A 22,045-nucleotide genomic window follows, 5' to 3' on the forward strand; every position below is an offset into this window, starting at 1 on the left:
GACGAATGTCAGGTCTGGTCGCCGAGATTCTGACATTCGTCGGGGCGATTGACCAGCGCGGCTTTCTTTTTGCCGAGGCAATCGGGGCACAGGCACAACTGGTCGGGCACAATGTCCGTGGCGGGCAGGAACGGCTGCTGCGCGCACCAGCATTCGGCATGCCCGGCGGCGTAGCCGCAAACGAAGGGCGCGCCGCACTGGCTGCATCGGCTCGGGTCAGTCATGGGTGGTCACATGTTTTACAGGCGCGATCGTTCTCGATTGTTGTCGAGCCGACGCGAACTTGTTTTAAAATCGGCGCCTGCCTTGGTGCGCGGCCGCCATGCGGCGAAAACGCCGCTTCAGCGCGTCTGCGCGCCTGGCGATAGTGATCCTACTGTTGAACCATTCAAGTCCTCAAGCCATGACCGACGACCTCCCCGGGCCTGCCTCCACCTCGATTGCCGCTATCGCGCCTGCGCTCAAGGCCGAGATTCTCGCCGAGGCGCTGCCCTATATCCGCAAGTTCCACGGCAAGACCATCGTGGTGAAGTACGGTGGCAACGCCATGACCGAGGAGAAGCTCAAGCACGGTTTCGCGCGCGACGTGATCCTGCTGAAGCTCGTGGGTATGAATCCGGTGGTCGTGCACGGCGGCGGTCCGCAGATCGATGATGCGCTGAAGAAGATCGGCAAGGTCGGCACGTTCGTCCAGGGCATGCGGGTGACCGACGAGGAAACGATGGAAGTCGTGGAGTGGGTGCTCGGCGGCGAGGTCCAGCAGGACATCGTGATGCTGATCAACCAGTATGGCGGCCAGGCCGTGGGCCTGACCGGCAAGGACGGCGGCCTGATCCGCGCCAAGCGCCTCCAGATGCCGGACCGCGAGAATCCGGGGGCGTTCCTCGACATCGGCTTCGTAGGCGACATCGAAGCGATCAACCCGGCCGTGGTGCGCGCGCTGCAGGACGACGCGTTCATCCCCGTGATCTCGCCGATCGGCTTCTCCGACGATGGCCAGGCCTACAACATCAACGCGGACGTGGTCGCGGGCAAGATGGCCGAGATCCTGAAGGCCGAGAAGCTGGTCATGATGACCAACATCCCGGGCGTGATGGACAAGAAGGGCAACCTGCTCACCGACCTGTCGGCGCGCGAGATCGAAGAGCTGTTCGCGGACGGCACGATCTCGGGCGGCATGCTGCCGAAGATCTCGTCGGCGCTCGACGCCGCCAAGAGCGGCGTGAACTCGGTGCACATCATCGACGGCCGCATCGAGCATTCGCTGTTGCTCGAAATCCTGACGGAACAGGCGTTCGGCACGCTGATCCGCTCGCACTGATCCGATGCCCGCCCGATGAGGACGCTTCGACGCCCTCATCGGCGCCCGGCCACCCCATCCCCCCTGAAGCTCCCTCCCGGCGTGAACTCCCGACAACCGATCTCGCGCCGTGCTCCCACGCGGACGCCGCGCACGGGCAAGCGCCTCGCCGCGCGCCTCGTCCGCCGGCCGGCGGGCAACCTTTCCGGCGCAACCGTGTGGCTGTTCGACCTCGACAACACGCTGCACGATGCCTCCCACGCGATCTTTCCGGCCATCAACCGGCTCATGACCGAGTATGTCGCGCGCGTGCTCGACACCGACGAGGCCACCGCAAGCCGCGTGCGTGTCGATTATTGGCAACGGTACGGCGCGACATTGCTGGGCATGATCCGGCATCATGGCGTGGACGCGGACGACTTCCTGCGCGCGGCCCACGAGTTTCCCGAGCTGGAGGGCATGCTGCGCGTCCAGCGTGGCCTGGCCGCGCATCTGCGCCGGCTGCCGGGACGCAAGATTCTGATTACCAACGCGCCGCGCGACTATGCGCACGCGGTGATGACGATGGCAGGCATCGACCGCTTTTTCGAGCGCGTGATCGCCGTGGAGGACATGTGGGTGCACGGCCACCTGCGGCCCAAGCCCGACCGGCGCATGCTGCGGCGGTGGCTGGCGCGCGCGCGGGTGCCCGCGCACCGCGCGGTGCTGGTCGAGGACACGCTGTCGCATCTGAAGCACTACGCGGCGACGGGCATCCGCACCGCATGGATTACGGGACATCTGCGCACGCTGGCACCCGCGGCCCGTGACGACGCCGCCGTGCGCGCGACGCTCGCCGAGGAAGATGCGCGGCATGCCGCGCACGTGACCCAGGAGCGTTCGGTGACGCTGGTGGCGGCGGAAAGCCAGATCCCCCCAAATGGGGGACGGCAGGCAGGCGAAGTGGGCACAAGCGATGTCCGCGCGCCACAGTCGCAGCCCGATTCGGCGCCGCGAGTGCGTGCCCGGGTGGTCAACCGGCCACGTTTTGTGAACATAAAAGTACAATCGCTGGATCACCTCATAAAACAATCAAAGGGTATCGGGTCATGAATCAAACCATCGCACGACAAATGGGGAGCCAGCCGGGGAGCCAGCCGGGGATCGATACGGGGACACAGGGCGCCGCCGAACTGACCGACACGGAGACCGGAGCGGACGGTACGTCGGTGCGCAAGCGGCCGCGTCCGGGCGAGCGCCGCATCCAGATCCTGCAGACGCTGGCCGGCATGCTCGAGCACCCGCGCGGGGAAAAGATCACCACCGCGGCCCTGGCCTCGCGCCTTTCGGTGTCCGAGGCCGCGCTGTACCGCCACTTCGCCAGCAAGGCCCAGATGTTCGAGGGGCTGATCGCCTTCATCGAGCAGACCGTCTTCGGCCTCGTGAACCAGATCACGCTGCAGGAAGAGCATGGGCTGCGCCAGGCGCAGGCGATCGTGCGCATGCTGCTGTCGTTCGCGGAAAAGAACCCGGGCATGACGCGCGTGCTGACCGGCGAGGCGCTGGTCGGCGAGCACGAACGCCTACAGGAGCGGATCAACCAGATGGTCGATCGCATCGAGGCATCGCTGCGCCAATGCCTGAAAGTTGCCGTCACGCAGGGCGCATTTCCTGCCGATGCCGATATCCCGGTGCGCGCGGCCCTGATCATGGCCAGCGTCCAGGGCCAGTGGCACCGCTATGCGAAAAGCGGCTTCCGCAAGCTGCCGGGCGAGTACATCGACGGCCAGCTGCGCGTGCTGCTCGGCTAACCTCCGCCGTGACCCGCATCGCCGACTTGCACTATAATCGCCGTGTCGCGCCGATTTGAAGACTGGCTTGCGGGCGCGCGGTAGCAGGGAAAGGACCCACGATGCATCCGAGGATGCAGTGACTGTTCCAGCCTTGCCGCCAATATAAATGCGGCTAAAGAGGTTGGTCGATGCCCGGCATCCACCGCGCGGAGTCTCCGCGAAAAGCCCGATTTGGCCGCGTTGCAATGACGCATCGCCAGTCGGGTTTTTTATTGCCTGTCGCCAACGGGCCCGTTCCATGACCGATGTTGCTCCCCCTGCCGCTGTACTGAGCGTTCCCCAGACGAGCGTTCCCGAGGTACCGAACGACTCCGTCGGTATCGTCACGCCGCAACGGATGCATTTCGCCGAGCCGCTGAAACTGCGCAACGGCACCCAGCTTGCCGGTTACGACCTGATGGTCGAAACCTATGGCACGCTCAACGCCGCGCGGACCAATGCGGTGCTGGTATGCCATGCCCTCAACGCCTCGCATCACGTGGCGGGCGTCTATGCCCACGATCCGCGCGATGTCGGCTGGTGGGACAACATGGTCGGCCCGGGCAAGCCGCTCGATACCGACCGTTTCTTCGTCATCGGCGTGAACAACCTCGGCTCGTGCTTCGGCTCGACCGGCCCGATGAGCATCAATCCCGATACGGGCGCACCCTATGGCGCGCTATTCCCCGTGGTGACGGTCGAGGACTGGGTCGATGCGCAGGCGCGCGTCGCCGACGCGTTCGGCATCACGCAGTTCGCCGCGGTGATGGGCGGCAGCCTCGGCGGCATGCAGGCGCTGGCCTGGAGCCTCAAGTATCCCGAACGGCTGCGGCACTGTATCGTCGTAGCGTCCACGCCGAAGCTGTCGGCGCAGAACATCGCCTTCAACGAGGTCGCGCGCAGCGCGATCCTGTCGGACCCGGATTTCCACGGCGGCAATTACTACGCGCACAACGTCAAGCCGAAGCGCGGCCTGCGCGTCGCCCGCATGATCGGGCACATCACGTATCTGTCGGACGAGGACATGGCCGAGAAATTCGGCCGCTCGCTCAAGGCCGAGGACATCCGTTTCTCGTTCGACGTCGAGTTTCAGGTCGAGAGCTACCTGCGCTATCAAGGTGACAAGTTCGCGGAATACTTCGATGCGAACACGTACCTGCTGATCACGCGCGCGCTCGATTATTTCGATCCGGCGCTCGCCTTCGGCGGCGACCTGACGCGCGCGATGGCGAAGACGCAGGCGAGCTTCCTCGTGGCAAGCTTCACGACCGACTGGCGCTTTGCCCCGAGCCGCAGTCGCGAGCTCGTGAAGGCGCTGCTCGACAACAAGCGTCCGGTGTCGTATGCCGAGATCGAGGCGCCGCACGGACACGATGCATTCCTGCTCGACGATCCCCGCTATCACAACCTGATGCGCGCGTATTACGACCGCATCGCCCTGGAGATTGGCGCATGAATGCCGCATCCCATCCCGACGTGCTGGCATTGCGCCCGGATTTCCGCGCGATCGCGCGCTGGGTCGAGCCGAACTCCACGGTGCTCGACGCGGGCTGCGGCGACGGCAGCCTGCTGCACGTGCTGCAGCGCGAGCTTGGCGTGCAGGCGTATGGCATCGAGATCCGCGACGAAGGCGTGCTCGCGTGCGCGCAGAAGGGCGTGCACGTGATCCAGCAGAACCTCGAAGGCGGCCTGGCGCTGTTCGAGGACAAGAGCTTCGATACGGTCATCCTCTCGCAAACGCTGCAGACGATTCACAACACCGCGCAGGTGCTGCGCGACACGCTGCGCGTGGGCCGCGAGTGCATCGTCTCGTTCCCGAACTTCGGCTACTGGCCGCACCGCCTGTCGGTGTTCAGGGGCCGCATGCCGGTGTCCGAATCGCTTCCCTACCAGTGGTACAACACGCCGAACGTCCGCGTGCTCACGATCAGCGACTTCGAAGCGCTGGCGCCGAAGGTGGGCCTGCGCGTGGTCGATCGCGTGGTCATGCACGAAGGCGTGACGGTGAACTGGGGCGTGAACTGGCGCGGCAGCCTCGCGGTGTATCGGGTCTGCGCGGTGTGACGTCTAAGGGAAGACTCTAAGGGGAGACTCTCGGGGGAGACTCTAAGGGAGGCCCCGCGCCTTACCTCATTGACGAAATCGCAGGCGCGGCCTATCGTTCAGAGCATTATCGAACGAGCGTGCTTTTTCATGTCCCCATCGCCTGAGCTCCATCCCTTCGACGACGCGCTGCAACTGACGCCTGTTGGCGAGCACCGCTTCGACGGGCGTACCACGCCCAACTACTGGAACATGATCGGCCCGTTCGGCGGCATCACGGCCGCGACGATGCTGCAGGCCGCCCTGCAGCATCCGGAGCGCCTTGGGGATCCGATCGCGCTGACCGTGAACTTCGCGGGGCCTATCGCCGAGGGCCCGTTCGAGGTGGAGGCCGTGCCGTCCCGCACCAACCGGTCCACCCAGCACTGGACGCTCACCGTGCGCCAGAACGGCGCGGTGACGACCACGGGCAGCGCGGTGTTCGCCGTGCGGCGCGAGACGTGGAGCTCGCCCGAAGCCGTGATGCCCGAGGCGCCGCCCGCCGACACGCTCCCGCCGATCTCCGGGTTTGCGCCCGTGAAGTGGCTGTCGTCCTACGATATCCGCGCGGTGCGCGGGGCCAAGCCGGGGACTTCACCGGGGACGGAACATCCCGACAGCATCACCGAGTTCTGGCTGCGCGACGCGCCGGCCCGCACGCCGGACTATGCGGCCCTGGCGTCGTGGTGCGATAGCTTCTACCCACGCATCTTCCTCAAGCGCGCCGGCTTCGTGCCGGCCGGCACGGTGTCGCTGACCACGTATTTCCATGCCGACGCGGCCACGCTGGCGGCGCTGGGCGACCAGCACGCGCTGGGCTGCGCGCGGGCGCAGGTGTTCCGGCAGGGCTTCTTCGACCAGACGGCGCAGATCTGGAGCGCGGGCGGCGAGTTGCTCGCCACCTCCCATCAGATCGTCTACTACAAAGAGTAAGAGACCGCGCAACTTGCGCTGGAACGATCAGGCCGGCCGCGCGACCGTGGTATCTTCCGGCGCGCGCGCCTGCGCCTCGTACCGATGCACGGTCCCGCGCATCGCCCATAGCAGCGCCACGCCCGGCACCGCCGCCACGACCGTGGCGAGATAGAAGGGCGCCCAGCCCCACGCCTCGACCATATAGCCCGAGGTCGGACCCACATAAACGCGGCCGATCGACGCCAGCGCGGACAGTAGCGCGTACTGCGTGGCCGAGAACGAGCGGTTGCAGAGCGTCATCAGCAGTGCCACGAAGGCGGCCGTGCCCATGCCGCCGCACAGGTTTTCCACCGCGATGGTCGCGCCCATCGTCCACAGATGGGGCGGCGTGACCGCGAGGATCCAGTAGCCGAGGTTCGACACGGCCTGCAGCACGCCGAACAGCATCAGCGAGCGATAGAGCCCGAGCCGGACCATCATCGATCCGCCGAATAGCGCGCCGATGATCGTCGCGGCGAGGCCCAGCGTCTTGTTGACGATGCCGACCTCGCCCGGATCGAATCCGAGGCCGCGAATCAGGAATGTCGTCGAGAGGCTGCCGGCGAACGCATCGCCGAGCTTGTAGAGCACGATCAGCAGCAGCAGCCACCACGCACCCTTGCGCGAGAAGAAGTCGCGCAGCGGACCGACGATCGCATCCTCCATCGTGCGCGGCGCGCGTGCGGGCGTGTCGGGCTCGGGCGCCCACGGCAGCGTGAGCAGGCCCACGCCCATCAGCGCGGCCATGAACAGGTACATCTGCGGCCAGCCCATCACGCGATCGGCCAGATACAGCGCGAGCCCCCCGGACACCAGCATTGCCAGCCGGTAGCCGAGCACCTTGACGGCAGCCCCGGCGCCGCGTTCCGACGTGCGGAGCACGTCCGTGCTGTACGCATCGAACACGATGTCCTGCGACGCCGACAGGAACGCGACGAGCGTCGCGAGCGCGGCCAGCATCCAGAGCGCCTCGTGCGGCGGGCAGAACGCCATGCCCGCGATGCTGGCCACGAGGCCGATCTGCGTGAGCAGCAGCCAGCCGCGCCGCCGGCCGAGCATTGGCGGCGTGAAGCGGTCCATCAGCGGCGCCCACAGGAACTTGAAGATATAAGCCTGGCCGACCAGCGAGAAGAACGCGATGGTCTTGATGTCGAGACCCTCGACCGTCATCCATGCCTGCAGCGTGCCCGACGTGAGCGCCAGCGGCAGCCCCGAGGCAAAGCCGAGCGTGAGCATGGCGCCGATCCGGCGATTACGAAAAATATCGAGGTAGGCTTGAAACGTCATGAATGGGCGCGGGCGTGGGGAGTGAGCGCTGGCAGGGCTGCCGTGTATTATTGCACCACGCCTGCGCGCCGCCCCCATTTCTCACGAGATCACGCACCGTGACCCGCTATTCCTCCGTGTTTGTCCGCCTGCCGCAACGCCCGCGTCCCTCTGGCCAGCGATGGCCCGCGAGCGGTCCGCGCGCGATGGCGGCGGCGGTTGCGATAGTGGCGATGGTGATGATCGCAACCCTCGGCATGGGGACGAGGTCCGCATTCGCGCAAGGAGGGCCGGCGGCGGCCTTATCCACGCCGACGGCGCCGGCCGAGCCCACCATGCCGCCGATGCCGCAGGGACCGGCCTCGGGTGTGGAGGTCCCCGCCGCCGCGACGATGCCGGGCGACCCCGGCGTGTCGGTGGAACTGCGCAGGTCGCGCATTCGCGAGATCGTGCCGAGCGACATGATCGAGCAGCAGGCCGCGCGGGAGTACGAGCAGATCAAGCAGGAAGCGATCGTGCGCCGCGCGCTGGCATCCGATCAGGACCCGCAGCTGCAACGCCTCCGCGCGATCGGCAAGCGCCTGCTGCCGGAGACGCTGCGGTGGAATCCCGCCGCGGCAAAGTGGCAATGGGAAATCAACCTCATCCACTCGAACCAGATCAACGCGTTCTGCATGCCCGGCGGCAAGGTCGCGTTCTATTCGGGGCTGATCGACAAGCTCAAGCTCACCGACGACGAGATCGCGATGGTCATGGGCCACGAGATTTCGCACGCGCTGGAGGAGCATGCCCGGCAGCGCGCGGCGCAGGCGGAGGTCACCAACCTCGGCGCCAACGTGATGTCGCAGCTCACGGGCTTCGGCAATCTCGGCAACATGGACATCGGCAACAGCGCGCGCCTCATCACGCTGAAGTTCTCGCGGCTGGAAGAAACGGAAGCCGATCTGATCGGTCTCGACATGGCCTCCCGCGCGGGCTATGACCCTCGTGCGTCCATCACGCTCTGGCGCAAGATGGGGACGATGCTCGATCCCGGCGAGGAGATGCTGTCCACTCACCCGTCCGGCCGCAGCCGGATCGCGGTGCTCGAGCAGCATATGAAGGAGGCGCTGCGGCTGTTCGCACGCGCGAAGGACATGCCGATGGAGATGCTGCCCGCGCATGAGACCAACATGACCAACCTCGGCGATGCGCCCGTGGACGAGGGCGACGACGACCGCATGCATCCGCTGAAGAAGCCGCCGGTGGCGGGCACGACGCGGAAGTAAGCCAAAAAAAACGCCGGGAGAACCCGGCGTTTCTCATTACTTTCGGAGGCTTACGCGGCGAGGCCGGTCGCCTCGTCGGCGCCCACGTGCACGTTCATGCATTGCACGGCCGCGCCCGCGGCACCCTTGCCGAGGTTGTCGAGGCGCGCGACCAGGTTCAGGCGCTCGGCATTGCCGAACACGAACAGGTCCACGCGGTTCGTATCGTTGCTCGCCTGCACGTCGAAGAAGCCGCCGTCCAGATTCGCATCGCTGTTGAACGGATGCACCTTCACGAACTGCTCGCCCTCGTAGTGCTTGCGATAGATGTCGAGGATCGCCTCGGCATCGGCCTTGCGCGACAGCAGCGACGGGAACACGGGCACCGTCACGGCGAGGCCCTTCAGGAAGTTGCCCACGATCGGGTTGAAGATCGGCGCCTGCGACAGGCCGCCCTGCACGCGCATTTCCGGCAGGTGCTTGTGCTCGAGGCCGAGCGCATACGGACGCGGGCTCTCGAGGCGCGGGTTACCGCCCGCTTCGAACTCGGCGATCATCTTCTTGCCGCCGCCGCTGTAGCCCGTCAGCGAGAACGCGGTCACGGGATAGTCGCGCGGCAGCAGCCCGGCTTCCACGAGCGGACGCACGGCGAGCACGAAGGCGCTCGCGTGGCAGCCCGGCACGGCGATGCGCTTGCTCGCGCGGACCTTCTCGCGCTGGCCGCGGGTGAGTTCGGGCAGGCCGTAGGCCCAGTCGTCGGCCGTGCGGAATGCCGTGCTGGCGTCGATCACGCAGGTGTCGGGATTGGTCACCAGGGACACGGCTTCGCGCGAGGCGACGTCCGGCAGGCACAGGAAAGCGACATCCGCGGCATTGAGGAAGCGCGCGCGCTCCGCGGGATCCTTGCGCTTGTCGTCGGCAATGCGCAGCAGTTCGACGTCGGTGCGGCCCGACAGATAGTCGAGCAGCCGGAGACCGGTGGTGCCTTCCTGACCATCGACGAATACTTTGAAAACCATGGCGGTCTCACTCTGAAAAATGCGAGGGACCCACATTGTAACGACGTTGCGTGACAGACGCGGGCGTTTGCAGTGGCGCAAGCGGCGCCTGAGGGCTTATAGCGGGTAGTCGTAGTCGATCGACAGCGGCGCGTGGTCGCTGAACTTCTCGTCCTTGTAGATCGAGCAGGCCTTTGCCGTTTCCGCGATCCTCGCCGTGGCCAGGTGGTAGTCGATGCGCCAGCCGACGTTCTTCGCGTAGGCCTGGCCGCGGTTGCTCCACCACGTGTACTGGTCCGGGCGCGGGTCCAGCTGGCGGAAGACGTCCACATAGCCGTGGCTGTCGAACAGCGCGCCGATCCATGCGCGCTCCTCGGGCAGGAACCCCGAATTCTTGAGGTTGCCCTTCCAGTTTTTGATGTCGATTTCCTTGTGGGCGATGTTGACGTCGCCGCACAGGACGATCTCGCGTCCGCTGGCCTTCAGCTGCAGCAGGTGCGGCAGAAAGGCTTCCATGAAACGGAACTTTGCGAGCTGGCGCTCCTCCGAACTGGAGCCGGATGGCACGTAGACCGAAATCACCGCGAGGTGCGGATACTGCACCTCGACGTAGCGGCCCTCATTGTCGAACTCGGGGTTGCCGAAGCCCGTGATCACCCGCTCGGGCTTGTGGCGCGTATAAAGGCCGACGCCGCTGTAGCCCTTCTTCTCCGCGTAGTGGAAGAAGCCGTGATACCCGTGCGGCGCGAGGAAAGCGTCCGTCATGTCGGCCGCCTGGGCCTTGAGTTCCTGCACGCAGACCATGTCCGCGTCCTGCTTGCCCATCCAGTCGAAGAAGCCTTTCTTGGAGGCGGAGCGGATGCCGTTGAGGTTGGCGCTGATAATCCGTAACATCTCGGGAAATTTTCGTATTCAGAGAGAAAAGATGACGCAGCAAACGAGCCCCGACGACCTCAGCCAGACCTTCATTCGCTTCGCGCTCGACGCGGGCGTCCTGTCCTTCGGCGAGTTCGTGACCAAGGCGGGTCGCAAGTCTCCGTACTTCTTCAACGCCGGCCTGTTCAATCAGGGGGCGATGCTCGGTCAGGTGGCGCAATTCTATGCGAAAACCCTGTTGGCCTCGGGCGTGCAGTTCGACGTGCTGTTCGGGCCGGCCTACAAGGGCATCACGCTGGCCTCGGCCACCGCGGTGGCGCTCGCGGGCATGGGCCGCGACGTGGGCTTTGCGTACAACCGCAAGGAAGCCAAGGATCACGGCGAAGGCGGCACGCTCGTCGGCGCGAAGCTGCAAGGCAAGGTCGTGATCATCGACGACGTGATCTCGGCCGGCACGTCGGTGCGCGAGTCGATGCAGATGATCCGCGCCGCGGGCGCCGAGCCGGCCGCCGTGCTGATTGCGCTGGACCGGATGGAAAAGAGCGGCACCGCCGACAACATCGGCACCCATTCGGCCGTGCAGGACGTGCAGCGCGAATATGGCGTGCCCGTGATCGCGATCGCGAGCCTCCAGGACTTGCTCGCGTATCTCGATGCATCGCAGGACGCCTCGCTCGGCACGCATCGCGAGGCCGTTTCGGCGTATCGTCAGCGCTACGGCGTGTGACAACAAAGGGGAGCAGGGCGTGGCGGAGAAGCGAAAATCGGAAGTAGCGGCCGTCGAACAGGCGGTTGGCGAACAGGGGCCAGCCCCGCAGGATTCGGTATCTCCGGCCATGCTGGCGCCGGCGCAGAAAATGCCCGCATCGAAGCGCGGGGCGGTGGCGAAAACCGTCCGCGCCCGCCGGGGCAGCCGCGCCAGTCCCGACGAACTCCCCCCGGAGCATTGCGCCCCCGAGGCGAAGCCCACCGATGGCCCCGCGCATGAGTCGTATGCCGTGCGCGCGCTCGTGCTGCAGGGCGGCGGCGCGCTAGGCGCCTATCAGGCCGGCGTTTACCAGGGCCTGGCGGAAGGCGGGATCCATCCGAACTGGATCGCGGGTATCTCGATCGGCGCGCTCAATGCGGCGATCATCGCTGGAAACCCGCCCGAGACGCGCGTGGCGCAGCTGCGCGCGTTCTGGGAATACATCTGCCAGCAGCCGTGGCTGCCCGGCCTGCCCGTCGACCTGCTCACCGAGGCCGCGCCCAACTGGCCGGAGCCCGTGCGCATCTGGTTCGACAGCATCCATGCGGCGCGCGCGCTGATCGAAGGCCAGCGCGGCTTTTTCAGCCCGCGTTCGGTGACCGATATCTGGGGACGCTGCGCCGATGCGGGCAACGCGAGCTACTACGACACCTCGCCGCTGAAGGCCACGCTCGAGCAGTTCGCCGATTTCGACCGACTGAATCATCCCAGGGAAATGCGCGTGTCGGTGGGTGCGGTCAACGTGCGCACCGGCAATTTCGCGTACTTCGATAACACGCGCACGCGGCTGCGGCCCGAGCACTTCATGGCATCGGGCGCGCTGCCGCCGGGCTTTCCGGCGATCGAGATCGATGGCGAGTTTTACTGGGACGGCGGCCTCGTATCCAACACGCCGCTGCAGGAAGTGCTGACCGCGCAGCCGCGGCGCGATGCGCTGATCTTTCAGGTGGACCTGTGGAGCGCGCGCGGCAAGCTGCCGCACAGCCTGCTCGACGTGGCCGAGCGCCAGAAGGACATCCAGTACTCGAGCCGCACGCGCGCGATCACGGACGTCATGCGCGAGCAGCAGAATTACCGGCGCATGCTCAGCGAACTGATGAAGCTCGTGCCGCCGGCCAGGCGGGACGATCCCGCCTACCGCAAGGCGGCCGATCATGCGTGCGACGCGCGCCGCAACGTGATCCAGCTGATCTACCGCGACAAGTCGTTCGAGGGCAGCGCCAAGGACTACCAGTTTGGCGCGCTGACCATGCATGAGCACTGGGCCAGCGGGCTCGACGATATCCGCGACACGCTCAAGCATCCGCACTGGCTCGCGATGCCGGGGCCCGATCATCCGTTCGTCACGCACGACGTGCATCGGGGCAACGGAACCGGCGAATAACCAGGCTCGAGCGACCCGGAAGTATGCTCAGTCGACCTTCAGTTTCCCGAGTTCGGGATTCGGGGGCGGATACGCGGGCTTGAGCCGCTTGAAGACGTCGGCGAGGATCTCGGCGACCATCAGGTTGCGATGGGTCTTGGAGTCGGCCGGCACGATGTACCACGGGCACTCGGGCGTGCTCGTGGCCGCGATGGCGGACTCGTAGGCCGCCTCATACGACTTCCAGTACTTCCGCTCCTCGAGGTCCTTCGGATCGAACTTCCAGTGTTTCTCCGGATCGGCCAGCCGCGCTTCGAGCCGTGACTTCTGCTCGTCCTTCGAGATATGGAGGAAACATTTCACGATCGTGGTGCCCGTCTCGGTGAGCAGCGTCTCGAACGCGCGGATCTGCTTGTAGCGGCGCGCGCATTCGTCTTCATCGATCCAGCCGTGCACACGCGTGATCAGCACGTCCTCGTAATGGCTGCGGTTGAACACCACGATCTCGCCGAGCCGCGGCACCTGCGCATGCACGCGCCACAGGTAGTCGCGCGCGAGCTCTTCGGCGGTAGGCGCCTTGAAGCTGACCACGCGGATGCCGAGCGGATCGAAGCTCCGGAATACGCCGCGCACGGTGCCGTCCTTGCCGCTGGTGTCCATGCCCTGGAGGACCACCAGCAGCTTGCGGTTGTGTTGCGCGTAGAAGATGTCCTGCTGGGTGTCGAGCCATTCGCCCAGTTCGCTCAGGCGTTGCAGGTCGGCGTTCTTGTTGCCGCGCGACAGCGGCTTGCTGTCGGCGTCATGGTCGGCAAGCCGGAACCGCTTGCCAGAGGTGATGCGGAAATCGTCCAGCGACATAGGGGCGCTCCATCGAAGGCAACGCCCCTATGGTTACGCGGGCAGGGTCGTCAGGTCAATGGTGCCTTCGAATACCGTCGTCGCGGGACCGGTCATGCGCACGGGCTGTCCAATGCCGTCCCACGCGATGGAGAGCGCGCCGCCATGCGTGTGCACCTTGACGGGCGAGTCCAGCAGGCCGCGCTGGATGCCGGCGACGACGGCCGCGCACGCGCCGGTGCCGCACGCGAGCGTTTCGCCCGAACCGCGCTCGAACACGCGGAGGTGAATCGTCTGGCGGTCGTCGATCTGCATGAAGCCCGCATTGACGCGATTGGGGAACGTCGCATGATGCTCGATGACGGGACCGTCCTGCAGCACCGGGAACCGTTCCACATCGTCCACCACCTGCACCGCATGCGGATTGCCCATCGACACGACGGACAACCATGCGGTGCGGCCGTTGATCTCGAGGCCGAACGCCGTGTCCCCGCCCTCGACGCGCGTCGGCAGGCCTTCGGCGAGGAACGGCACGCGCGCGGGCGTCAGTTCGGGCGCGCCCATGTCCACCGTGACCTGCCCGTCGTCCTGCAACGTGAGTGTGATCACGCCGTTCATGACTTCGACGCGCACCGAGCGCTTGTCGGTCATGCCCTTGTCCGTAACGAAGCGTACGAAGCAGCGGGCGCCGTTCCCGCAGTGCTCGACCTCGCCGCCGTCCGCATTGAAGATGCGATAGCGGAAGTCGACGTCGTCGCGCGTGGACGGCTCGACGATCAGGATCTGGTCCGCGCCGATGCCGAAATGGCGGCTTGCCAGCGCGCGCCACTGGGCGTCGGTCAGGTCGAGCTTCTGATGGATGCCGTCCAGCACGATGAAATCGTTGCCGGCGCCGTGCATCTTGGTGAACTGGAGTTTCATGCCAGCGATTCTACCGTCTCAGTAAATTTCCGGCTCGCCCGGCGGGCGATGCTTGAAGCGCTTGTGGACCCAGTAGTACTCGGTCACGCGCGGGCGGATGGCGTCTTCGAAGAACGCGTTCATGCGGCGCGTGTCCTCGGTCACGCTCTCGCCGGGATAGTTCTCCCAGGCCGGCAGGATGCGCAGCACGTAGCCCTGATAGTCGGGCAGCATCTCGGTGTAGATCGGCACCACCTTGGCGCCCGATACCCGCGCGAACCGCGACACGGCGGTGAGCGTGAGCGCCTGCACGCCGAAGAACGGCACGAACTCGGAGTCGCGCTCGCCGAAATCCATATCGGAGATCAGTTGCAGCGCCTCGCCCTTCTTGAGGCTGCGCAGGATCTCGCGCGCGCTGTCGTTGCGGGAGATCATGTTGGCGCCAAAGCGGCCGCGCGCATGCTTCAGGAAGTCGTCGAACAGCGCGTTCTTCTGCTTCGTATAGAGCGATGCGCCCGAGCGGCCAACGTGGTCGCGCAGGTGGATGGTCAGCCGGATCGCGCCCGCCTCCACGCCCGACAGGTGCATCGTCACGAGGATATGCGGGGTGCCGTCCAGCGACACGAGGTCCGCCTGATCGTCGATCTGGACCCAGCGGCGCATCTGCGCCTCGCTGCCGGTCCAGAAGATGCCGCGCTCCGCAAAGCTGCGGAAGATGTTGCGGAACACGTCGCGCGACATCGCCCTGATCTCGGCGTCCGTCTTCTCGGGGAAGCACAGGCGCAGGTTGGCCTCCACGACCTTGCGGCGGCCGTGCGGCAGCTTGTGAAGCAGGCCGCCGAGCGCTTCGCCGAAGCGGGCGACGACCGGGTACGGCAATTTGCCGAGCAGCGTCAGGAACGCGATGCCCAGCCACGTGAAAATACGGCTCATCAGCTTGTCTGGCGTTCGGAGGGTTGCGTGGGCGACATCTCGGCATCCGCGGTGCCGGCAGCCTCGCCGGGCTGGCCCGCGCCCGCCGGGGTCTTGTAGCGGTTGTAGCCCCACAGGTATTGCGTCGGCGCCACGGCGATCAAGTCCTCGATGGTCGCGTTGATCATGGCCGCGGCGGCCGACGGATCGTCCGGCAGCATGCCGCCGCCGGCCACCAGGCGCAGATGGGCGCGGTAGCCGGCGCCGCGCGGCAGCCGCTCGGCCGCGACGAGCACGATCGGCGCGCCGCTCATCTGCTGAAGGCGCTGCACAAGCGTCATCGTGTACGCGGGCTTCCCGTAGAAGGGCGCCCACGTGCCTTCGCCGCCGCTCGGCACCTGATCCGGCAGGATACCCGCCGCTTCGCCGCGGCGCAGCGCCTTCACGAGCATGCGTACGCCACGCGGGTTGGCGGGCGCCATGGCCATGTTGGGCCGCGTGCGCATGCGCTCGACGAACTCACGCAGCCACGGTTGATGCGGCGGCTTGAACAGCGCGGTCACTGGCCGCAGGAGCGCATGGGACTGGGGCAACACCTCGAAGCAGCCGAGGTGCGGCGTGAGCACGATCACGCCCTTGCCGCGCGCCTGGAGCTTCTCAAGTTCCGGCCAGAGATAGTCGTTAAAGCCATGCAGCGGCACCGTGAGGCGCCGGCGACTCCAGAAGTACGGCATTTCCAGGATCATGCGGCCCGTGGCACGCGCCGCTTCGGCGAGCTGGGCATCGGTGGCATCCGGGTACGCGTGGCGGAAGTTTTCCGTCAGCCGGCGGCCATAGCGGCCCGGCAGCCGCGCTACCAGCAGACCCAGGGCACCGCCCAGCGCGTGGAGCACGCGCAGCGGCAAGCGGGAGATCAGCCAGAAAAGAAAGGTCATGACGCCATCAGGGACAAATGAAATGGCTGGCGGTAGGGATACAACCTGCCGGGACGGGTTCGCCGGATACGATGGATACGCTGCAAGGGCGCCAGCAGGCGCGTATAATACCGCCTATCGCCGAGTTAACTGACAACTTGCGGGGCGATGCTACGGCACACGGGTCCGATGGACCGGTGGCCGCGGCCTGAAAATACCGCTAAAGCGTCGCCGCGCCGTTTCCCAAGGCTGGCACGCAATAGCTAACCTGCCAACCTGGAGAAACAACTCGTGGCAAACGACTTCCTGTTCACTTCGGAATCGGTTTCCGAAGGCCATCCCGACAAGGTCGCCGACCAGATCTCTGACGCTGTCCTCGACGCCATCCTGGCGCAGGACAAGTACGCCCGCGTGGCCGCCGAGACGCTGTGCAACACGGGCCTCGTGGTGCTGGCCGGCGAGATCACCACGTCGGCAAACGTCGACTACATCCAGGTCGCGCGCGACACGATCAAGCGAATCGGTTACGACAACACCGACTACGGTATCGACTACAAGGGTTGCGCGGTGCTCGTCGCCTACGACAAGCAATCGCCGGATATCGCCCAGGGCGTGGACCGCGCCTCCGACGACTACCTGAACCAGGGCGCCGGCGATCAGGGCCTGATGTTCGGTTATGCGTGCGACGAGACGCCCGAACTGATGCCGTTCCCCATCTACTATTCGCACCGCCTGGTCGAGCGCCAGTCGCAACTGCGCCGCGACGGCCGTCTGCCCTGGCTGCGTCCGGACGCGAAGTCGCAGGTGACCGTGCGTTACGTCGACGGCCGCCCGCACAGCGTGGACACCGTGGTGCTGTCGACGCAGCACCACCCGGACGTCACGCAGGCGCAGATCCGCGAGGCCGTGATCGAAGAGATCATCAAGCCCGTGATCCCGGCGGACATGCTGAAGGACACCAAGTATCTGGTGAACCCGACCGGCCGTTTCGTGATCGGTGGCCCGCAGGGCGATTGCGGCCTGACCGGCCGCAAGATCATCGTCGACACGTACGGCGGCGCCTCGCCGCACGGCGGCGGTGCGTTCTCGGGCAAGGATCCGTCGAAGGTGGACCGTTCGGCTGCCTACGCCGCGCGCTATGTGGCCAAGAACGTCGTGGCGGCCGGCCTCGCGCGTCAGTGCCAGGTGCAGGTGAGCTACGCCATCGGCGTGGCCCGCCCGATCAACGTGACCGTGTACACGGAAGGCACCGGCAAGATCTCCGACGAGAAGATCGCCGAGCTCGTGCAGGAGCACTTCGACCTGCGTCCGAAGGGCATCGTGCAGATGCTGGACCTGCTGCGTCCGATCTACCAGAAGACCGCCGCCTACGGCCACTTCGGCCGTGAAGAGCCGGAATTCTCGTGGGAAGCGACCGACAAGGCCGCCGTGCTGCGCGCCGCCGCCGGTCTGTAATCGGTACCCGCCCCTCTCCCGCCGGGGGAGGGGCCCGGGCGGCGACGGTAGTAGAATCCGGGCAACTCCAGTCTTCGAGTTCGCCATGACCGTCGCCACGCCCGCCCAGACTGCCGCCGCTACCGCTACATCCACCGGCAAGCTGGACCTGATCCGCACGCAGCCCTATACCGACTGGGCCCCCGCCGTCACCGCGGAGACGCGCGCGCAGCTGCGCCGCGAGCTCGAACAGGGCGCGGTACTCTATTTCCCGAATCTCCATTTCCGCTTCGAGCCCGGCGAGGAACGCTTCCTCGACAGCCGCTGGTCGGATGGCAAGTCCAAGAACATCAATCTGCGCGCCGATGAATCCGCGGTGCGCGGCGCCAAGGGCAGCCCGCAGGACCTCGCCGACATCCACGCGCTGATCCGCCGCTATGCCGAAGCGAGCGAATCGCTGATCCACGCGCTATTTCCCGAGTACAAGCCGTACATGACGCGCGCGGGCACGTCGCTGCGGCCGAGCGAGATTGCCGGGCGCCCCGTCAGCTGGCGCAAGGACGACACGCGGCTGCATGTGGACGCGTTTCCGTCGAATCCCATGCGCGGCAAGCGCCTGCTGCGCGTGTTCCACAATATCGATCCGGAGGCGCCGCGCATGTGGCGCGTGGGCGAGCCGTTCGCCGATTTTGCCGCGCGCTTCGTGCCGAAGACCCACGGCATGTGGCCCGGGCAGGCCTGGTTGATGAAGCAACTGCACGTGACCAAGCGGCTGCGCTCGGAGTACGACCACCGCATGCTGCAGCTGCACGATCTGGCCAAGGCCGATCTCGAATACCAGAAGACCGTGCCGCAGCAGGAATTCCAGATTCCGCCCGGCGCCACGTGGATCGTGTTTAGCGACCAGCTGTTGCACGCCGCGATGCGCGGCAAGGCGATGATGGAGCAGACCATCTACCTCGACCCGAAGGCGATCGGCGACCATACGCACTCGCCCGAGGCCGTGCTGTCGCGGATGCTGGGCCGGCCGATGGTGGCCGCCTGAACCGCTTTCTACGCCATTAGCGGATCAGCAGCTTCAGCATCGCCTCGAAGCGTTTGCCGTAAGGCGGCTTGAGCAGGCCGGCGCCGTTCAGGCGCGACTGCAGGAAGATGGGCTTGCGCTTCGAGAACGTATCGAAGCCCGCCTCCCCGTGATAGACGCCCATGCCGCTGGCGCCGACGCCGCCGAACGGCAGGTCGTCCTGCGCGATATGGAACAGCGTGTCGTTGACCGTGACGCCGCCCGCGACCGTCTGGCGCGTGACGGCATCGAGGTGCGCGCGGCGGCGATCGAACACGTAGAGCGCCAGCGGACGCGGGCGCGCGTTGACGTACGCGATGGCGGCGTCGAGCGAGTCGTACCCCACCACGGGCAGCACCGGACCGAAGATCTCCTCCCGCATGGCCATCGCATCGTCGGGTACGTCGAGCAGCAGCTCCGGCGGAAAGCATCGTGAGCCCGCGTCCGGCACCGCATCGGACAGCGCGATGCGCCGCGCGCCGGCCGCCTCGGCGTCCCCCACCATCGACTGTAGCCGCGTGAAATGCCGCGCGCTGATGATGCTCGTGTAGTCGCCATTGCGCGCGAGGTCCGGATAGAGCCGCGCCACGCAGCGGATGGCGGCCTCCGCGAAACGCTGCCGGTCGGCATGGGGCACCAGCACGTAGTCGGGCGCGATGCACGTCTGGCCCGCGTTGACGAGCTTGCCAACGAGGATACGCTCCACCGCCTGCTCGAGGTCGGCATCGGGGCCGACGATTGCCGGGGACTTGCCGCCCAGCTCCAGCGTCACGGGCGTGAGATGCCGGGCCGCCGCGCGCATGACCTCGTGGCCGACGGCGGTGGACCCCGTGAAAAGAAGATGATCGAAGGGCAGCGCGCAGAATTGCCGCGCGACCTCCGCATCGCCATTGACCACCGCGACCTCGTCGGGCGCGAACGCGCGCGCGATCAGCGCCTCGAACAACGCGGCGAAGCGCGGCGTGTACTCGGACAGCTTGACCATCGCACGGTTGCCCGCCACGAGCGCGCCCACCAGCGGCCCCACGGCGAGGTAGAGCGGATAGTTCCACGGCACCACGATGCCGATCACGCCGAGCGGCTGCGGCAGCAGGCGCGATCGGCCCGGCAGGAACCATAGGCCCGTGCGCGCGCGCCGCATGCGCATCCAGCGTCTGCCGTGCCGCAGCGCATCATCGATGCCGGCAATGCTGGGGAACACCTCGAGCAAGGCGGTTTCCTGCCGCGGCCGATTCGTGAAATCCGCGTCGATGGCCGCCGCGATGGCGGGCTGGTTGTCGCGCACGAGCGCGCGCAGCCGCCGCAGACGGTCTGCACGCACGGTCCACGCCGGATACTGGTCGTGCCGCGAGGCGGCGCGCATGGCATCGAACTGCATCGACAGCAGCGGCGTGGCGGGCAGTTCTCTTATCATGTGCGTCTCCTCATGGACATCTTCTGATGGGCGTCTCCCGGGACCGACACCATAAGGCAGCCGCCGCGCGGGGACAATGGAGGAGCGCTACCAAACATCGCGGGCACCGCAATACCCGCTGACCGCTTCACCGCCTTACGCCAAGCGCCTACACTGAATTTTCGTGACCGGGAACCGTGGCGGCCCGACGACAATACCAGCACACGAGGGGACGGATGGACACCACCAGCTTTGACTATCTCGTCGTGGGCGCCGGGTCCGCCGGCTGTGCGTTGGCTGGCCGGCTGGCCGACAGCGGCCGCGACACCATCGCGCTGATCGAGGCAGGCGGACACGACCACCACGCGCTCGTGCGCATACCGGCCGCCGCCGCCGCCATCCTCCCGCGCGCCGGCGCGCGGAACTACGGCTTCGAGACCGTGCCGCAGGCGGGCCTCGACGGCCGCCGCGGGTACCAGCCGCGCGGCCGCGGTCTTGGCGGGTCCTCGTCAATCAATGCGATGGTCTACACGCGCGGTCGCCCCAACGATTACGACGACTGGGCAAGCGCCGGCTGCGACGGCTGGTCGTGGGACGACGTGCTGCCGTATTTCCGTCGCGCGGAATGCAACGAGCGAGTGGCCGGGCATGACGACGATCCGGTCCACGGCGGCACGGGGCCCCTGCACGTCAGCGACCTGCGCACGCCGAATCCGTTCGGACAGCATTTCATCGACGCCGCGGAGCAGGCGGGCCACCTGCGCAACGACGATTTCAACGGCGTGGAGCAGGAGGGCGTGGGCTGGTATCAGGTCACGCAGCACGACGGCGAGCGATGGAACGCGTCGCGCGCCTATCTGCATGGCGGCAACGTGGCGGATCGCGGTTTCAACGGCGGCCGCTCGCATCTGCATGTGCTGACCGACACGCAGGTGCGGCGCATCCTGTTCGAAGGGCGCCGCGCGGTGGGCGTGGTGGTGCTCCGCGATGGTCGCGAGCATGTGCTGCGCGCGCGGCGCGAAGTGATCGTTTCCGCGGGCGCGTTCGGATCACCGCAGCTGTTGATGGCCTCGGGCGTGGGGCCGGCCGCGCATCTGCGCGAGCATGGCGTACCGCTCGTGCACGACCTGCCCGGCGTCGGCGCGAACCTGCAGGACCACATCGACATCGCCTTGCACAAGCGTGTGGCGACGACAGATCTGTTCGGCGTGTCGTTCAAGGCGATCGGCCGGCTGATGGGAGAGATGCGCCGCTACCGGCAGGAACGCTCGGGCATGCTGACGTCCAACTTCGCGGAGGCGGGCGGCTTCGTCCGGAGCCATCCGCACCTGCTGGAGCCCGACCTGCAGCTGCACTTCGTCGTCGGCATGGCGGACGACCATATGCGCCATCTCAATCTCGGCCATGGGTATTCCTGCCATGTGTGCGTGCTGCGGCCGCGCAGCCGGGGCGAAGTCAGGCTGCGTTCGGCCGACATGCGGGAGGCCCCGCGCATCGACCCGCGCTATCTGTCGGACCCCGCGGATGTGGACGACATGCTGAGCGGGCTGCGGATCGTGCGCGAAATCTTCGCGCAGCCGCGGTTGTCGTGCTTCGGCGGAAGGGAGCTGTATTCGGGCCATCTGCGGCTCGATGGCAGCGACGACGATGCCGCGCGCGCGCATATCCGCGCGCATGCGGATACGATCTATCACCCCGTGGGCACGTGCCGCATGGGGATGGATGCGATGGCGGTGGTGGACCCGCAGTTGCGGGTCCGGGGCGTGGAGGGCCTGCGCGTGGTCGATGCGTCGGTCATGCCGACCCTCGTCGGGGGCAATACCAACGCGCCCGCGATCATGATCGGCGAGCGCGCGCACGACCTCATCCGCTACGCGCCGCGCGTGATGCTCAGGCTGCGCGAGGTCGCGGAGGCGGACTGAGCGACCCAACCGAGCACCGAGAGCA

The 22,045-nt window shown here is 66.7% G+C and carries 21 protein-coding genes; 12 read left to right on the forward strand and 9 right to left on the reverse strand.

Translation table 11 applies throughout. From position 1 onward, the window contains the following. Window positions 1-8: 8 nt before the first annotated feature. Window positions 9-224 (reverse strand): cysteine-rich CWC family protein, encoded by a 216-nt coding sequence (locus KHP16_RS00395; RefSeq protein WP_121492069.1) that lies wholly within the window; start codon window positions 222-224, stop codon window positions 9-11. A 179-nt stretch (window positions 225-403) separates the two neighbouring features. Here KHP16_RS00395 and argB point away from each other — a divergent pair, with 179 nt between their 5' ends. The 6 genes from argB (at window position 404) to KHP16_RS00425 (ending at window position 6,126) form a co-directional block, all read left to right on the forward strand. Then, window positions 404-1,321: an acetylglutamate kinase gene (argB, locus tag KHP16_RS00400; RefSeq protein ID WP_109582331.1), complete on the forward strand. Its 918-nt coding sequence runs from the start codon at window positions 404-406 to the stop codon at window positions 1,319-1,321. 81 nt (window positions 1,322-1,402) lie between these two features. Then, the gene (locus tag KHP16_RS00405; protein ID WP_415831316.1) at window positions 1,403-2,392 is read left to right on the forward strand and encodes a pyrimidine 5'-nucleotidase; all 990 of its coding nucleotides are present in this window, start codon (window positions 1,403-1,405) and stop codon (window positions 2,390-2,392) included. Next, on the forward strand, window positions 2,389-3,090 hold the full coding sequence (gene slmA / locus KHP16_RS00410) for a nucleoid occlusion factor SlmA (RefSeq protein WP_244835610.1): 702 nt from the start codon (window positions 2,389-2,391) through the stop codon (window positions 3,088-3,090). The genes KHP16_RS00405 and slmA overlap by 4 nt, the downstream gene beginning before the upstream one ends. A gap of 280 nt (window positions 3,091-3,370) precedes the next feature. After that, on the forward strand, window positions 3,371-4,567 hold the full coding sequence (gene metX / locus KHP16_RS00415; RefSeq protein WP_109582330.1) for a homoserine O-succinyltransferase MetX: 1,197 nt from the start codon (window positions 3,371-3,373) through the stop codon (window positions 4,565-4,567). Next, the gene (metW, locus tag KHP16_RS00420) at window positions 4,564-5,175 is read left to right on the forward strand and encodes a methionine biosynthesis protein MetW (RefSeq protein WP_109582329.1); all 612 of its coding nucleotides are present in this window, start codon (window positions 4,564-4,566) and stop codon (window positions 5,173-5,175) included. Before metX ends, metW begins: the two co-directional genes overlap by 4 nt. Window positions 5,176-5,304: 129 nt before the next feature. After that, window positions 5,305-6,126, forward strand: coding sequence for an acyl-CoA thioesterase (locus tag KHP16_RS00425; protein WP_109582328.1), 822 nt, complete (start codon window positions 5,305-5,307; stop codon window positions 6,124-6,126). Between the two features lie 27 nt (window positions 6,127-6,153). Here KHP16_RS00425 and KHP16_RS00430 read toward each other — a convergent pair whose 3' ends face one another. Beyond that, window positions 6,154-7,434 (reverse strand): muropeptide transporter, encoded by a 1,281-nt coding sequence (locus KHP16_RS00430; protein WP_115953898.1) that lies wholly within the window; start codon window positions 7,432-7,434, stop codon window positions 6,154-6,156. Between the two features lie 314 nt (window positions 7,435-7,748). Here KHP16_RS00430 and KHP16_RS00435 point away from each other — a divergent pair, with 314 nt between their 5' ends. Continuing rightward, window positions 7,749-8,681, forward strand: a complete 933-nt coding sequence (locus tag KHP16_RS00435) for a M48 family metallopeptidase (RefSeq protein ID WP_109582803.1) — start codon at window positions 7,749-7,751, stop codon at window positions 8,679-8,681. 50 nt (window positions 8,682-8,731) lie between these two features. On the opposite strand, the gene argC is transcribed toward KHP16_RS00435, so the two are convergent. Both argC and KHP16_RS00445 read right to left on the reverse strand, forming a co-directional pair. Next, complete coding sequence (gene argC / locus KHP16_RS00440; protein ID WP_109582326.1) at window positions 8,732-9,679, reverse strand: N-acetyl-gamma-glutamyl-phosphate reductase; 948 nt, start codon at window positions 9,677-9,679, stop codon at window positions 8,732-8,734. A 96-nt stretch (window positions 9,680-9,775) separates the two neighbouring features. Continuing rightward, window positions 9,776-10,552, reverse strand: a complete 777-nt coding sequence (locus KHP16_RS00445) for an exodeoxyribonuclease III (protein ID WP_109582325.1) — start codon at window positions 10,550-10,552, stop codon at window positions 9,776-9,778. A 31-nt stretch (window positions 10,553-10,583) separates the two neighbouring features. Between KHP16_RS00445 and pyrE the strand changes: the two genes are divergently transcribed. After that, window positions 10,584-11,261 (forward strand): orotate phosphoribosyltransferase, encoded by a 678-nt coding sequence (pyrE, locus tag KHP16_RS00450; RefSeq protein WP_211959413.1) that lies wholly within the window; start codon window positions 10,584-10,586, stop codon window positions 11,259-11,261. Window positions 11,262-11,280: 19 nt separating this feature from the next. After that, window positions 11,281-12,666: a DUF3734 domain-containing protein gene (locus KHP16_RS00455; RefSeq protein WP_244835611.1), complete on the forward strand. Its 1,386-nt coding sequence runs from the start codon at window positions 11,281-11,283 to the stop codon at window positions 12,664-12,666. 27 nt (window positions 12,667-12,693) lie between these two features. On the opposite strand, the gene KHP16_RS00460 is transcribed toward KHP16_RS00455, so the two are convergent. From KHP16_RS00460 to KHP16_RS00475, 4 genes are read right to left on the reverse strand one after another with little or no spacing between them, the layout of a single operon-like run. Continuing rightward, window positions 12,694-13,503: a polyphosphate kinase 2 family protein gene (locus KHP16_RS00460; RefSeq protein WP_109582322.1), complete on the reverse strand. Its 810-nt coding sequence runs from the start codon at window positions 13,501-13,503 to the stop codon at window positions 12,694-12,696. 33 nt (window positions 13,504-13,536) lie between these two features. After that, a complete protein-coding gene (gene dapF / locus KHP16_RS00465) occupies window positions 13,537-14,403 on the reverse strand; it encodes a diaminopimelate epimerase (RefSeq protein ID WP_109582321.1) in 867 nt (288 codons plus the stop codon). A gap of 18 nt (window positions 14,404-14,421) precedes the next feature. Next, entirely contained in the window at window positions 14,422-15,315 is an 894-nt protein-coding gene (locus tag KHP16_RS00470; protein ID WP_109582320.1) for a lipid A biosynthesis lauroyl acyltransferase, read from the reverse strand. Next, complete coding sequence (locus tag KHP16_RS00475) at window positions 15,315-16,229, reverse strand: lysophospholipid acyltransferase family protein (RefSeq protein WP_109582319.1); 915 nt, start codon at window positions 16,227-16,229, stop codon at window positions 15,315-15,317. The genes KHP16_RS00470 and KHP16_RS00475 overlap by 1 nt, the downstream gene beginning before the upstream one ends. Window positions 16,230-16,499: 270 nt before the next feature. Between KHP16_RS00475 and metK the strand changes: the two genes are divergently transcribed. Next, window positions 16,500-17,663, forward strand: coding sequence for a methionine adenosyltransferase (gene metK, locus KHP16_RS00480; RefSeq protein WP_109582318.1), 1,164 nt, complete (start codon window positions 16,500-16,502; stop codon window positions 17,661-17,663). Window positions 17,664-17,748: 85 nt separating this feature from the next. After that, entirely contained in the window at window positions 17,749-18,687 is a 939-nt protein-coding gene (locus KHP16_RS00485) for a Kdo hydroxylase family protein (protein ID WP_109582317.1), read from the forward strand. A gap of 16 nt (window positions 18,688-18,703) precedes the next feature. On the opposite strand, the gene KHP16_RS00490 is transcribed toward KHP16_RS00485, so the two are convergent. Beyond that, window positions 18,704-20,119: a coniferyl aldehyde dehydrogenase gene (locus tag KHP16_RS00490; protein ID WP_211959414.1), complete on the reverse strand. Its 1,416-nt coding sequence runs from the start codon at window positions 20,117-20,119 to the stop codon at window positions 18,704-18,706. A gap of 215 nt (window positions 20,120-20,334) precedes the next feature. On the opposite strand from KHP16_RS00490, the gene KHP16_RS00495 reads away from it, so the two are divergent. After that, window positions 20,335-22,020 (forward strand): GMC family oxidoreductase, encoded by a 1,686-nt coding sequence (locus tag KHP16_RS00495; protein ID WP_115953895.1) that lies wholly within the window; start codon window positions 20,335-20,337, stop codon window positions 22,018-22,020. The last annotated feature ends 25 nt before the right edge of the window (window positions 22,021-22,045 follow it).

Source organism: Cupriavidus plantarum, from assembly GCF_905397285.1.
In the GTDB taxonomy this organism is placed as follows: Bacteria; Pseudomonadota; Gammaproteobacteria; order Burkholderiales; family Burkholderiaceae; genus Cupriavidus; species Cupriavidus plantarum.

Excerpts from the sequence above, each read along its gene's own strand:
- KHP16_RS00395 (WP_121492069.1), bottom strand. The coding sequence starts at position 224 with ATGACTGACCCGAGCCGATGCAGCCAGTGCGGCGCGCCCTTCGTTTGC.
- argB (WP_109582331.1), top strand. The coding sequence starts at position 404 with ATGACCGACGACCTCCCCGGGCCTGCCTCCACCTCGATTGCCGCTATC.
- slmA (WP_244835610.1), top strand. The coding sequence starts at position 2,389 with ATGAATCAAACCATCGCACGACAAATGGGGAGCCAGCCGGGGAGCCAG.
- metX (WP_109582330.1), top strand. The coding sequence starts at position 3,371 with ATGACCGATGTTGCTCCCCCTGCCGCTGTACTGAGCGTTCCCCAGACG.
- metW (WP_109582329.1), top strand. The coding sequence starts at position 4,564 with ATGAATGCCGCATCCCATCCCGACGTGCTGGCATTGCGCCCGGATTTC.
- KHP16_RS00425 (WP_109582328.1), top strand. The coding sequence starts at position 5,305 with ATGTCCCCATCGCCTGAGCTCCATCCCTTCGACGACGCGCTGCAACTG.
- KHP16_RS00430 (WP_115953898.1), bottom strand. The coding sequence starts at position 7,434 with ATGACGTTTCAAGCCTACCTCGATATTTTTCGTAATCGCCGGATCGGC.
- KHP16_RS00435 (WP_109582803.1), top strand. The coding sequence starts at position 7,749 with ATGCCGCCGATGCCGCAGGGACCGGCCTCGGGTGTGGAGGTCCCCGCC.
- argC (WP_109582326.1), bottom strand. The coding sequence starts at position 9,679 with ATGGTTTTCAAAGTATTCGTCGATGGTCAGGAAGGCACCACCGGTCTC.
- KHP16_RS00445 (WP_109582325.1), bottom strand. The coding sequence starts at position 10,552 with ATGTTACGGATTATCAGCGCCAACCTCAACGGCATCCGCTCCGCCTCC.
- pyrE (WP_211959413.1), top strand. The coding sequence starts at position 10,584 with ATGACGCAGCAAACGAGCCCCGACGACCTCAGCCAGACCTTCATTCGC.
- KHP16_RS00460 (WP_109582322.1), bottom strand. The coding sequence starts at position 13,503 with ATGTCGCTGGACGATTTCCGCATCACCTCTGGCAAGCGGTTCCGGCTT.
- dapF (WP_109582321.1), bottom strand. The coding sequence starts at position 14,403 with ATGAAACTCCAGTTCACCAAGATGCACGGCGCCGGCAACGATTTCATC.
- KHP16_RS00470 (WP_109582320.1), bottom strand. The coding sequence starts at position 15,315 with ATGAGCCGTATTTTCACGTGGCTGGGCATCGCGTTCCTGACGCTGCTC.
- KHP16_RS00475 (WP_109582319.1), bottom strand. The coding sequence starts at position 16,229 with ATGACCTTTCTTTTCTGGCTGATCTCCCGCTTGCCGCTGCGCGTGCTC.
- KHP16_RS00485 (WP_109582317.1), top strand. The coding sequence starts at position 17,749 with ATGACCGTCGCCACGCCCGCCCAGACTGCCGCCGCTACCGCTACATCC.
- KHP16_RS00490 (WP_211959414.1), bottom strand. The coding sequence starts at position 20,119 with ATGATAAGAGAACTGCCCGCCACGCCGCTGCTGTCGATGCAGTTCGAT.
- KHP16_RS00495 (WP_115953895.1), top strand. The coding sequence starts at position 20,335 with ATGGACACCACCAGCTTTGACTATCTCGTCGTGGGCGCCGGGTCCGCC.